The organism is Nonomuraea sp. GTA35, assembly GCF_041950525.1.
Lineage (GTDB): Bacteria > Actinomycetota > Actinomycetes > Streptosporangiales > Streptosporangiaceae > Nonomuraea.
Genome location: NZ_JBGNUV010000014.1, coordinates 153,068 through 166,056, shown reverse-complemented (window position 1 = coordinate 166,056; position 12,989 = coordinate 153,068). Strand labels below are relative to the sequence as shown.

8 protein-coding genes are annotated in these 12,989 nt (G+C 71.3%); 6 read left to right on the top strand and 2 right to left on the bottom strand.

The genetic code is table 11. The features are described 5' to 3' along the window. Positions 1-449: 449 nt before the first annotated feature. Positions 450-1,670, bottom strand: coding sequence for a serpin family protein (locus tag ACBJ32_RS45145; RefSeq protein ID WP_375132075.1), 1,221 nt, complete (start codon positions 1,668-1,670; stop codon positions 450-452). Positions 1,671-1,868: 198 nt separating this feature from the next. Here ACBJ32_RS45145 and ACBJ32_RS45140 point away from each other — a divergent pair, with 198 nt between their 5' ends. The 3 genes from ACBJ32_RS45140 to ACBJ32_RS45130 all read left to right on the top strand — a co-directional run bounded on the left by ACBJ32_RS45140 (position 1,869) and on the right by ACBJ32_RS45130 (position 9,038). Beyond that, entirely contained in the window at positions 1,869-4,298 is a 2,430-nt protein-coding gene (locus tag ACBJ32_RS45140; RefSeq protein ID WP_375132074.1) for a trypsin-like serine protease, read from the top strand. An 80-nt stretch (positions 4,299-4,378) separates the two neighbouring features. Beyond that, entirely contained in the window at positions 4,379-8,455 is a 4,077-nt protein-coding gene (locus ACBJ32_RS45135) for a DddA-like double-stranded DNA deaminase toxin (protein WP_375132073.1), read from the top strand. 268 nt (positions 8,456-8,723) lie between these two features. Beyond that, positions 8,724-9,038, top strand: coding sequence for a GNAT family N-acetyltransferase (locus ACBJ32_RS45130; RefSeq protein ID WP_375132236.1), 315 nt, complete (start codon positions 8,724-8,726; stop codon positions 9,036-9,038). A 49-nt stretch (positions 9,039-9,087) separates the two neighbouring features. Here the strand turns inward: ACBJ32_RS45130 and ACBJ32_RS45125 are convergent, their stop codons facing one another. Beyond that, positions 9,088-9,546, bottom strand: coding sequence for a MarR family winged helix-turn-helix transcriptional regulator (locus tag ACBJ32_RS45125; protein WP_375132072.1), 459 nt, complete (start codon positions 9,544-9,546; stop codon positions 9,088-9,090). A 71-nt stretch (positions 9,547-9,617) separates the two neighbouring features. Here ACBJ32_RS45125 and gap point away from each other — a divergent pair, with 71 nt between their 5' ends. The 3 genes from gap (at position 9,618) to ACBJ32_RS45110 (ending at position 12,756) form a co-directional block, all read left to right on the top strand. Further along, entirely contained in the window at positions 9,618-10,622 is a 1,005-nt protein-coding gene (gap, locus tag ACBJ32_RS45120; protein WP_375132071.1) for a type I glyceraldehyde-3-phosphate dehydrogenase, read from the top strand. Between the two features lie 219 nt (positions 10,623-10,841). Next, positions 10,842-11,984: a winged helix DNA-binding domain-containing protein gene (locus ACBJ32_RS45115; RefSeq protein WP_375132070.1), complete on the top strand. Its 1,143-nt coding sequence runs from the start codon at positions 10,842-10,844 to the stop codon at positions 11,982-11,984. Between the two features lie 136 nt (positions 11,985-12,120). Continuing rightward, positions 12,121-12,756, top strand: coding sequence for a 4'-phosphopantetheinyl transferase (locus ACBJ32_RS45110; RefSeq protein ID WP_375132069.1), 636 nt, complete (start codon positions 12,121-12,123; stop codon positions 12,754-12,756). Positions 12,757-12,989 lie beyond the last annotated feature (233 nt).

Sequence of the window (12,989 nt, the reverse complement as noted above, 5' to 3'; positions counted from 1 at the left end):
GCGGGCAGGCACGGCCCGGCGCGCAGCGTCGACCAACACGCGCAAACCTCCTGGACCGGCGACGGGCGAACTCCGGGCTCCGGACCTGGGCGAGGCGTGCGGCCTCCTCGCCACTACTCCGGGGCGCGAGCCACCATGATCCTCTTCACTGGGGCCGTCCCGCAAACAGGATCTGCGGGGGACTCGATGCACGCTTTCCCGGCGACCCAGGTCTCCACCACCCGTGCGCCGTCATCCAACGGGGCGTCGTCACATACCGCGCGGTCGGCGACCTCGCCTGCGGTGATGCCGCCCGCGCCCGGCACGCCGATCGAGGCCGCAGCGGGTCGGGTAGGCCGCCACCGCCCCGCTCCGGCGGTCGCCTGCTCGGGCTGGAGCGTGTGGCGGGTCGCGGACCTCCGATCCGCCGTGGAGGTCGAGTGCGGGCGCGGGGTTCCCTGTCTTCTCGTTCAGATCCAGGGGCTGTCGTCTGCTTCCGGATCCCAGGTTTCGGGCTCGGCGACCCAACCGGCAGTCAGGATCAGGCGGCTCCGGCGGTCGACGGCGAGGAATCCGAAGGGATGGACGAAATCGACGTCGATGTGCTTGGCGCGATAGGGAGGCCGCGGTGTCACTCCGCTGGCGACCGCCCCAGTGGCGGTGACCGCGGCGGCCTGGAAGCCGTCGGCCTGGAAGGTGGCCAGGGCGTTCTGCTGGGCGTGGGTGATGGCGAGCGGCGTGGTGCTGATGCCGGGAAAGTGCCCGCGGGTGGTGTCGGTCACCGTGGCCAGGCCGAACACCTGGGGCAGGTCCAGCAGATCCTGGGCGGAGGTGACGGTGAATCTCGGCACTGTGACGTTCAGCCTGTCATACGGCTTGTGGTCACGGACGAAGCGAACGCTGATCCCGGGGCCCGGGTGTCCCACAGGGAGGGCGTCCCCCTTTCGTGAGGGGTGGCGCCCGGCGAGTACGTCGATGCCTGCGGTGAGAACCTCGCCAGGTTTCCAGGAGTCGTCGCCGAGGACGAGGTGGACGTCGATTCCGTTCGTGCCCATGACGCGAAGCACGGTCAGCGGGCCGGTAGGGGTGTCGGCGACCTGGACGCGGTCGAGCAGCTGGGTGCTGCGGCGCAGCAGGAGGATCTCGCGTGCGGCCCATGGGCCGGTGGGGATCAGGTCCACACCCTCGGCGAAGGGGCGCAGCCAGGTGGTGCGGACGGCGAGTGCGCCGGCCAGTATCAGGCACGTCTCGTCGGTCAAGGGGACGGGCATGGCGGGGATGAGCCCGCCGGTCTGTTCGGCGGCCCAGGCGTCGAGCCGGAGCCGGTCCGCCACCGGGTCCGTGCTCAACTCGCCGCGCATGCCCTCGGGCAGCGTGCCGGCCCAGCCGGGGAGCAGCGGCAGGTCCCGCCTGATCCACAGTCCTAGCGCCGACCGGACCGCCGGCGAGCCTTCCATGGTCGACAGGAGGGTCCGCGCCGCGTGGGAGGCGGTGGCGGCGCTCATCCCGATGGCGTCCTGCAGTTCTGTTCGTCCCGGCCCCGCGGCGGCCGACGCCAGGTACGCCAGCAGCGGCCAGACACCCGCTCCTGCCATCACGACCGATTCCCCCGAGCAGGTCGCTGCCCACCGGCTGGTCAGCGCGTTCACCGCGGTCACCGGGTTCTGGGGGGTTCCACTGTCAGGTGCCATGCCGTGCGTCCCATCATCAAGAGCGCCGAGTAGAGCAGGAGATCATCCCAGCCGGGCGGAGAAGGCGGCAACGTCAATTCATCGCCCGGCATCGGCGTGACCACCCCGTCTCCTCCGGCACGCCGACGGTCGTCATGCGCCCTGGACCCCGGTGCTCTCGAGGAAGCGAAGGCCCAAGCAGGTAGCTCCGCTGAGCAGATGTCCGCCTCATGCCCGGGCGACGCCCTGGTTCGCAGAAGGCGTGATCTTCACAATCGTGCCGTGAACCTCCACCGAATCATCCGGTCATTACACCTCACCATTCTCTCGTTATTGATGGTCGTCTCCTCAGCAGTGCTCTGGGCAGGAGCGACGCCGGCCCAGGCGGTAAGGGGCGGAAGCCCGGCGGCCGACGGCACCTGGGGCTTCGTGGCGAAGGTGAGCGTGGGCGAGACCCACGGCTGCACCGGAGCCCTGGTCAGCCCGCAGTGGGTGCTCACCGCCGCCAGTTGTTTCGCCTCTCAGGGGCAGTCCGTCACGAGCGGGGCGCCGAAGACCGCGACGACGGTGACGGTCGGCAGGACGGACCTGTCCGGGTCGGGCGGGCGGGTGCTGCCCGTGGAGTGGATCCACCCGCACCGCGACCGGGATGTCGTGCTGGTCAAGCTGTCCTTGCGGGCCGTCGGCATCACGCCTGTCGCGCTCGGCTCCACCGTTCCTGCCGCGGGAGATGCGCTGCAGGTCGCCGGCTTTGGCCGGACCGCTGAGCAGTGGGCGCCCAACCGGCTGCATGCCGCGCCGGTCGTGGCCGGGGCCGTGGCCGCCGGCTCGTTCGACTGGACGGGGGCGGACGGCAGCGACGTGAGCGCCTGCCAGGGTGACGCGGGCGCGCCGGTGCTCCGCACGAACGGGAGCCGCGCGGAGCTCGTCGGGCTCAGCTCCGGCGCGGGGCAGGGCGGTTGCCTCGGCGCGGCCGGCGACGGGACGCGCGGCGGGGACGCGGTGCGGGTGGACGACCTGGCGAGCTGGGTCCGTACGGTCGCGGTCGAGCCCACCACGTCCTTCACCCGGTACGGATCCAGCCTGAGCGGGATCGGCGGTTATGACCTGGATGACAACCGTGATCAGGTCGTGGCGTTCGACTACGAGCATTCGGGAAAGCTGGACCACCTGGTGCTCTACCGTCCGGGCTCGCAGATCGTCTTCATCGTCAAGCGGAACGCGGACGGCACCTACGCTCCGGTCTTCTCCTCGACCACGGGTATCGGTGGCTACGACCTGAAGGACGGCCGGGACCGCATCATCGCCTTCGACTACACGGGGTCGGGGAAGCTCGATCATCTGCTGCTCTACCGTCCGGGCGGGCACACGGCCTGGATTCTCGAGCACGGCGCGGGCAACACGTTCAAGGCCGTGTTCCACAGCTCGGCCGGCATCGGCGGCTATGACCTGAAGAGCGCCGAGGACCAGATCATCGCCTTCGACTACGAGCATTCGGGGAAGCTGGATCATCTGCTGTTGTACCGGCCGGGGACCGGGATGGCCCACATTCTCCAGCACAGCGGTGGCGCCACGTTCACGCCGGTCTACGCCTCGGCCGACGGTGGGATCGGCGGCTACAACCTGAAGGACGCGCGCGACCGCGTCATCGCCTTCGACTACACGAGTTCGGGCAAGCCGGATCACCTGGTGCTCTACCGCCCGGGCGGGCAGACGGCCTGGATCCTGCAACACGGCGCGGGCAACTCGTTCACGGCGGTGTTCCACAGCTCGGCCGGCATCGGCGGCTATGACCTGAAGAGCGCGGCGGATCAGATCATCGCCTTCGACTACGAGCATTCGGGGAAGCTGGATCATCTGCTGCTCTACCGCCCGGGCGGGCAGACGGCCTGGATCCTGCAACACGGCGCGGGCAACTCGTTCACGGCGGTGTTCCACAGCTCGGCCGGCATCGGCGGCTATGACCTGGAGATGGCGAAGGACCGTATGATCGCCTTCGACTACCGGAGCACGGGCGGGCAGAGCCACCTGTTCCTCTACCGGCCAGGCGACCAGATCACCTATTTCGCGGGACGGGCGCTTCCGCCTGTACGGGTGGTTCCGGTCACCGTGTCGCCCGCCATCGGCCCGGACTCCATCGTGGAGCGATTCGCCTATCCCGTGAACTTCCCGCACGCGTTCGCGGGCACCTCCGGCCAGGACGACTGGGGTACGGACGAGGCCGAGGCGCGCAACTTCGAGCTGATCTCCGGAAACGGCGGCATCATCTGGGTCTCGTGCACCGCGTCCCCCGAGAACGGGGTCGGCGTGATCAAGGTGTTCCCGGGCTTGCTGAACGGCCAGACCGAGATCGGCGAGCCGCATCTCGGCGTGACGGCGGTCTGCTTCAAGGTCCTCGGCTCCGAAGGATGGGTGAAGCTGCGGATCCCGAACGTCTACGAGGTCCAGGGAGACAGCCGCTCGCCTGGGGCCGGACATGACGTGGACGCGACAGTCGTGAACGTGTCTTCCGGAGCGGAGCGCACCAAGCGCGTCGAGCGGGACGAGAGCGAGCAGTTCGGACGCACGGATACCACCTGTGACGAGAGCCACCAGGACTATCCCGACAACTGCCAAGAGACCCTCCTGGAACTGCGGGTCGTCAGCTGAGAACTGAACGGCCGGCCGGCACGGGACCTCCGGCCGGCCGTTCAGCCCAGGCCTTGACCGCATCGACGGAAATGGTGGACGTGAATACGATTCGAGCGTTACGCGACAGGACCCCTTGGCGGACGGCAGGGGTCATCGGCACCGTGCTCGCGTTGCTTCTCATGGGCAGCCCGATCACCGAGGCCGCGGTGGCGGATCCGCCCGCCGCGCCGGTGTGCGAACGTCAGATGGTTCTGGAAGCGTGGGTCACGGGCGGCGTGAACGTGCGCCCGGCCGCGGAGAAGGCTCTGCTCGGGGACAAGGCGGCGATCTGCGCTCTGCTGGCCGAGCTGCCCCGGCTCGTGGCACAGGACGACCGTGAACAGGTGGGCCGCATCAAGGCCCACGGAGGGCCCGAGGTGGCTGCCGCTGCCAACGCCGCCCTGGTCTCGGACGACTCCGGTGCCGTGGTGAAGTTCCTCGACGGTGGCTGGGAGACCGCTCGGGAGATCGACCTGCGCGCCAGCGTGAACGAGATGAAGGCGGCCGGCGGGCCGGAGGTCAAGGCTGCCGCGAACGCGGTGCTGCGCAACGGGTCGCGTGCGGCTCTGGGGCAGTTCATCGAGTCGGGGTGGCGGCTGCCGTACAAGCTGGACCTTCGCGCGGTCGTCAACCGGGCGATGGCCGAAGGCGGCCCGCAGGTGCAGGATGCGGCGAACCGGGCGCTTCAGGACGGCAGCCTGGAGATGCAGGAGCGATTCGTCCAGATCGACTGGGGCGTGGCCCAGGCCCGGGACAACGAGAACCAGACCTTGAACGATCTCCGGGCGAGTGCCACGGAGGCGACCCGCCGCGCGGCGTTCGAGACGGTCTCCGCAGTCGCACAGGCCGAGCGGGCGAAGGCCGAGGCCGCGGCGGCCAAGAACGACGCGCAGGAGGCCGAACGCCTCGCCGCGCAGGCCGGGCAGGAGTCGGCGGAGGCCAGGCGCCAGGCCCGGCGCGCGGCCGAGGCCGCCGACCGCGCCGCGGCCGCCTCCAGCGTCGCCGTACAAGCCGCGCGGGCAGCCGCGGAGGCCGCGCGCGCGGCAGCCGGTGCCGCCGGACGCGCGGCGACCGCGGCGGCGCGGGCGCACACGAAGTCCGACGAGGCGTGGGCGGCAGCGGCGGCTGCGGAGCTGGACGCGAAGGCCGCTGCCACGGCGGAGAACCACAACCGGGTCATGCAGCAGATCGGCCCGCAGATCTCCGCCTGGCTCTCGCCCATCGATCAGATCACCGCCGTGACCCAGCAGGCGTACGCCGCGGTCGCCGCCGCCGATTCGGCGCGGGCGAACACCGAGGCGGCCGGACGCGCGGCCGAGGCCGCCGGCCGTTACGCGGGGGAGGCCAGCGCCGAGGCCCGGGCCGCGTTCGCGGCGGCGGCGCGTGCGGGCGCAAGTGCGGAACGGGCGAAGCGCGCCACCGCGGAGACGGTGCGCCACGCGGACATCGCCAAGGACGCGGCCGGCAAGGCGCGAGATGCCGCGACGCGTGCGGTGTCCTACGCGGAGCAGGCAGCGAGCGCCGCGGCGAGCGCGGCCAAGCACGCGGGCAGCGCCGTCAACGCGGCCGAGCTGGCGACGCAGCACGCCGACAACGCCTACCGCGCGGCGGAGGACGCGTTGAAGGCAGCCGAGACGGCCCAGATCGTGTACAAGGCGGCACGTGCGGCGGACGCCGAACGGCTCAGGCACGAGCTGGAGCTCGAGTTGTCGTTCGCCCGGCACATCAGTCAGGAAGCCGCGCAGGCCCGGCTGGGGGACGCCCGCGGCTTCGGAGTCCCGATCGGCCGCTATCACACGCCCGAGATCGATGCGCTGATCGCCGAGGCCGCCAGCCCGCAGACCGAGGCCACCCTGGCGGCCCGCAAGGCGCGCGAGGTGGCTCGATACTTCGCGACGGTGCCCGGCACGTGGACCAGTTCGGCGGCCATGGCGGCGCTCGGCGAGGACGACGACGTTCTTGCCGTCGAGTTCGTCAGGAGCGGGCTCGCAGCCGCGGAAGAGCAGGACGACCGCACGACCCTGACCGGTCTCATGGTCACCGGCACCCCGGCCATGAGAGCCGCCGCCCAGGACGCCCTCGACGGCGGGTGGCCCGACGTCATCGCCTTCCTCGACGACCCGGACTACCCCGAGCGAGCCGCCGAACAGCGGGAGCAGATCGGCCGGATCCTCGCTGAGGCCCGCGGCGCCGGCCACGCGCAGACCGAGGAGGCGGCGAACCTCGCCCTGCGCTCGGACGATCCGGACGCCCTCGAGGAGTTCCTGCTGGTGAAGCACAACACCGCGTACACGATGGACGTCCGGTCGAAGGTCGGCGCGATCGCCGGCGACGAGTCCCACGGCACCGAGGTGCGGAACGGCGCCCAGGTCGCTCTCGCCGGCACGACGGCGATGCAGGCCGAGTTCCTGGAGGTGGAGCGGCACCGCGCGGCCGAGCGCGACCACGCGACCGCGACGCACAACTACATCGCCACGTCCTTGATGATCGAGACCTCGCAGATCGCGCAGCGCGCCGTCGACTTCGCGCGCACCGCGCAGGCCGCGGCGGCACAGGCCCGCGGTTCGGCGGAGGAGGCCATCGGGTACGCGAACGACGCCGGCAGAGCGGCCGAGCAGGCGCGGACGTTCGCGACCGAGGCCGTCGCCCACGCCCGCGACGCCGCCGCGTCCGCCGAACGGGCCGCGCAGGCCGTCCGCACCGCCGCCGCCGCGGCCCAGCAGGCTCAGCAGTCGGCCAGGAAGGCGTCACTCTCGGCCCGCTGGGCCCGGGCCTCGGCTGTCTCGGCGGCACAGGACGCGGCCAGCGCCTTCGCCGCCTACGACACCGCGTACGCCGCGCAGCTCGCGGCCGGCAAGAGCGCGTCCGAAGCGGCTCGCATCGCCGCCGAAGTGTTCGACGACTATCGGGAACAGGCCGAGCAGCGCCTCCGCGAGCTCAAGGGCGAGTGGTACGGACACTGCAAGTCGGGGCCCGAGAACGGCCTGCCCGGGTACCACGACTGCAACGCCTACGTCGAGAAGATCCTCAACGACCCCAAGGGGCCGCTCCACGACCCGGACGGCTACGCCGAAGAGCGGATCGAGCACTGCAAGAAGCAGTTCGTCGGCAAGGCTCAGGACGCCTGCATGTCCGTCGTCCTGAGCCCGCTGTTCTACTTCGCGGCGAGAGGGATCTCCGACCGGGAGACCGAGACCCACCGTCTCGCCGAGGAGTACATGGCCCTGACCGGGCTGGACCTGCTCAACGGCGCCTCCCAGCTGTCGTTGATCAACGATTGCAAGAACGCCGCGGGGAAGGCCGCCGCGCGCGGGAGCAAGGCGTTCTCGGACTGCATCACCGGGGCCCTGGACCTGTCCGAGGATCCCGACTGGAACAAGTACTCGAGCGAGTGGAAGGGGACCTTCGTGGAGTCGCTCGTCCCCGAGGAACTGCGATTCGCCGAGTACAACTCGGTCTGGGGGACGATGTACCTGCGCGAGCACCTGTCGGATCGCACCATCCTCTCGGCGATCCACGAGTCCGATCTGGCGACGTCGCTGCTGCGCACTCTTCCGATCGGATGCCTGCAGGAAGGCGGGCACTGCCCGTTCGAGGACGCCGCGCTTCAGCTCAAGGACGTGAGCGAGTCCATCAAGCGGCTGAACAACCAGGGCTACATCGTCGACGAGTCCGGACGGGTGCTCGACGCGAGCGGACTGCCGATCGCGAGTCTGCCGCCGTCCAGCGATCTGGAGAAGTGGGCGGGCTACACCGTCGAGAGCGGGCTGCACGACGACCTGGCGGCCCTCGAACACCGCCTCGGCCTGCTGTACAGGCAGGAGTTCGGCCTGCCCATCGCGCCTCCGGCCTGGCACCTCGAGACGCAGCTCGCCTATCGCGTCGCCACGCGGGAGGTGGCGCTCCGTGACTCCACGCTACGGCTCGTCATGAACAACCGGGGCGGGGTGTGCGACGCGGTCCCGATCAGCGGCACCGGGCCTGACCAGCAGCGGCAGGCCGTGGCAGGGTGCATCCAGGCCGTCAAGCTGCTGCTGCCGGCCGGCACCACGATGATCATCTACTATCCCGATCCGGAGAATCCGGCGGAACTGCTTGAAGTCACCGTGCGCGGGGTCGGCCGCTGGCTGGACTGAACCGGCCTGCCGGGTGTGAGTGAACCGGCCGGCATCCGGCGCAGGGTGAGGGCGCGGTCGTCGAGGGACGCCGCGCCTTCACCGATGCGGCGGAGGGCCGCCCCGTCCAACCGGCACGGACCCCTTCCTCGGCGCCCGCGGTCCGAAAGCGATGGGGCCAACGGCGCGAAGGCGCTAAGGTGGCGGGTCATGAGGTGCTTCGCCGCCTGGCGTACCCGTAGCTGAGGGCCGGCTCACCGCACACGACTGCCGTGAGCAGGTCGCCGGGCTGCACGACCCGGCCGCGCACAAGCACGTCTCGGTCGCGGAGACGGGCCACGCCATCGCCGGTTACGTGGCCTGGAGCGTCGACACGGCGCGCGGGAACGGCGTCATCTCGCACCTCGCCGTCGCGGCCGGCCACCGCCGGCATGGCACGGGCGCGGCGCTGCGCGAGCACGCCTTCGCGGGCATGCGAGCCCTCGGAGCGGAAGTGGTCGAGATCGGCACCGGAGGCGACCCCTTCCACGCGCCCGCCAGGGCTCTGTACGAGAAGCTCGGGTGTACGGCGGTGCCGGTCGTCTTCTACTGCCGGCAGCTCTGATGTCCCCGCGTCAGGCTTGGGCCGGGATTCTCCGGAGTGATGCCAGGGCTCAGGCGGGCCGCTGGGCGCGCCCGAGCTCCGCGAGCCGGGCGAGGGCGGGCAGAGCGTGGGCGATCGCCCGCCGTTGCTCGCCGGTCAGCTGGGCGATCAGCGGGGCCAGATGGCGTGTCCGGTCGGCGTGGCGGGAGCGGCCGATCCGGCGGCCGGCCTCGGTGATGTGGACGAGGACGGCGCGTCCGTCGCTCGGGTCGGGGCGGCGCTCCACCAGCCCGTCGCGCTCCAGCCGGGTGACCAGCTGAGTGATGGCGGGCTGGCTGACCTGCTCGGTCCTGGTCAGGTCGGTCAGCCGCATCGGGCTGCCGCTGAAGGCCAGAGTGTCCAGCACGGACAGCGTCGTGAACGACAGCTTCTCCAGCATGGGGAGGCGGATGTAGAAGCGGTTGAAGTTCTCGATCGCCGCGGTGAAGGCGTTGACGTCCAGGTCGTCGTCGGAGATGTCGTCGTTCACGCCCTGATTATATATTGAGAATTTATATAAGATGCTTATGATGTAGTCCCGGTTGAAGGGGAGAGACACCCATGACTGTTCGTGTTGGCATCAATGGCTTCGGGCGGATCGGCCGCAACGTCTTCCGCGCGGCGGCGGCCCGGGGCGCCGACCTGGAGATCGTCGCGGTCAACGACCTCGGCGACGTGGCGACCATGGCCCACCTGCTGGCCTACGACTCGATCCTGGGCCGGTTCCCCGGCGAGGTCGTCGCCGAGCCCGGCGCGATCCGTGCCGGGGACACCACGGTCAAGGTGCTGGCCGAGCGCGACCCGGCCGACCTGCCGTGGGCGGACCTGGGGGTGGACGTGGTCATCGAGTCCACCGGCATCTTCACCAGCGCGGCCAAGGCGCACGCGCACGTGGACGGCGGCGCGAAGAAGGTCATCATCGCCGCCCCGGCCAGCGGCGAGGACGTCACGATCGTGCTCGGCGTGAACGACGACGCCTACGACCCGGAACGCCACACCATCATCTCCAACGCCTCGTGCACCACCAACTGCCTCGGAGTGCTGGCGAAGGTGCTGCACGACGCGGTCGGCATCGACTCCGGCATGATGACCACCGTTCACGCCTACACCCAGGACCAGAACCTCCAGGACGCGCCGCACAAGGACCTGCGCCGCGCTCGCGCCGCGGCGCTCAACATCGTCCCGACCTCCAGCGGCGCGGCCAAGGCCATCGGCCTGGTCCTGCCCGAGCTCCAGGGCCGGCTCGACGCCTTCGCCCTGCGGGTCCCCGTCCCGACCGGCTCGGTCACCGACCTGACCGTCACCACCCGCCGCCCGACCACCGTGCAGGAGGTCAAGGACGCGTACGCCGCGGCCGCGGCGGGTCCGTACAAGGGCCTGCTGTCCTACACCGAGGCGCCCATCGTCAGCAGCGACATCGTCACCGACCCCGCCTCCTGCGTCTTCGACGCCCAGCTCACCCGGGTGCTCGGCTCGCAGGTCAAGGTCGTCGGCTGGTACGACAACGAGTGGGGCTACTCCAACCGCCTCGTCGACCTGTCCGTCATGGTCGGCGCCACTCTGTAGACGATCAGCGGCCCGCCCGGGCTTCACCTCGCCGAGCAGGCGCTGGACGAAGTGCCGGTCCCCTCCCGTGGCTTCCCGGGCCCCGTGCGTGCGTGCAAGTCGTGCACCCGGAGATCCCGGACGAGCGGTGACATTACAATGATCGACCTATGCCGACCAGACGCTCGGTCCCGGACCACGACCGGCGACCCGACGCCGCCGGTTGAGAGGAGCTGACGGATGCGGCTCACCGCGCGGGAGCTCAACCGGGCCACGCTCACCCGCCAACTGCTCCTGCAACGGCAGATGCTGGATGTCGCCGAAGGGGCGCGCCGCGTGGTCGCCCTGCAGGCGCAGCACGCCGCCTCGCCGTACCTGGCCCTGTGGAACCGGCTCGCGGGGTTCGAGCCGGCGGACCTGGACGCGGCCTTCGCCGACCGTAAGATCGTCAAGGCGACGCTCCTGCGGATCACGCTGCACGCGGTCCACGCCGAGGACTACCCGCCCTTTCACGAGGCGATGCAGCCCTCGTTACGCGCCGCCAGGCTCGGCGATCGGCGCTTCACCGGCAGCGGCCTCACCGCGGCGGACGCTGACGCGTTGGTCGGCGAGCTCCTGGCCTTCGCGGACCGGCCCAGGACCGCGGCGGAGATCCAGACCTGGATCCAGGCGCGGCTCGGCGTGCCACCGAAAGGGGTGTGGTGGGCGCTGCGGTCCTACGCGCCGCTGCTGCATGCCGTTACCGGCCGGCCCTGGTCGTTCGGCGCGCGGCCGGCCTACGTCGCGGCGGGAATCGCGCCGACGCTGGGAACGGCGGCCGACCAGGCCCTGAAGACGCTGGTGCTGCGTTACCTGGAGGGGTTCGGGCCGGCATCGGTGGCCGATGTCGCGCAGTTCGCCCTGGTGTCGCGCTCCAGGGCCCGCGGCGCGATGGACGCCCTGGCCGGAGCGCTCGAACGGTTGACAGGGCCGGACGGCACGGAGCTGTTCGACCTGCCCGGCGCGCCGCGCCCGGCAGCCGACACACCGGCCCCGCCACGGCTGCTGCCCATGTGGGACAACATCCTGCTGGCCTATGCCGACCGCAGCCGCGTCATCCCACCCGACTATCGCAAGGTCGTCACCCGGTCCAACGGCGACGTCCTGCCGACGCTGCTGGTCGACGGTGCGGTCGCCGGCGTGTGGCGGCCGGTCGAGGGAGGGATCGAGGCCACCGCGTTCCACCCGCTGCCCAGCCGGACGTGGGAGGAACTGGCCGGCGAGGCGCAGGCGCTCCTGGCGTTGCTGGCCGGCCGTGAGCCCGATGTCTACCGCCGCTACGACCGGTGGTGGGCGGCCATGCCCAGCGCCGAGGTACGGATCCTCCCGGAGGAGGGGCCCTGATCGGGGCGCGCGCGTCGGCGATGCACGCAGGAGCGCCCGCCGGCCACGCCGGGTGCTCCGGCGCTCGCGGGGGGCCGGCCGGCCGCACGGATGTGCCGTACCAAAGCCCTGCGCGTGAACGAGATCCGGCCTGCCCATGATCGATGAGGTCCTGCCGGAACGGGTCGTCTGCGTCGAGTCCTTCGGCGACGTGCCCGGCGCCGTGCTGCTCGGCGAGGAGGCGGCACTCGTCGCCAACGCCGTGGACAAGCGACGCGACGAGTTCGCCACGGGACGGCACTGCGCCCGCGCCGCCCTCGCCCGGCTCGGCTTCCCGCCCGCTCCCGTCCTGGCGGACGAGCGTGGCGCCCCCGTCTGGCCGCCCGGCGTCGCGGGGTCGATCACCCACTGCGCCGGATACCGGGCGGCGGCCGTGTCCGCGGACGTGCTGAGCGTCGGCATCGACGCCGAACCGTGCCGGCCGCTTCCTGACGGCGTCCTGGAGGCGATCTCCCTGCCCCGGGAGCGCGAGATGCTGGCCCGCCTCGGCGACGCCCAGCCGTGGGACCGCCTGCTGTTCAGCGCCAAGGAGAGCGTCTACAAGGCGTGGTACCCGGTGGCGCGACGCCGGCTCGAGTTCGAGGACGCCCTCGTCGACATCGATCCCGGCGGCACGTTCTCCGCGCGGCTGCTCGTGCCGGGACCGCGCGTCGGCGACGTCGCACTCCGGGCGTTCACGGGCCGCTGGCTCGCCGCCGGCGGGCTGCTGGTCACCGGCGTCACGGTTTCCTGACTCGCGGGGTCGCCGGGCGCCCGGCCGGTTCCGACCGGGTATGCCGATCACGGCGGGCGGACGGCGAAGTGAGAAGAGAGCCGTCCTCGCCCGGGGGCGTGATCGCCGCCTGTCAGTGAGTAACCGTGAGGCCGTTTCGGCAGGTCATCGTGGGCAGCGCGGGACGGTGGAACAGCGCGGGCGCTGAAGGGAAAGCGCGGAGTCTACCTCGCTCGTCGCGGGCGCGCTTCATG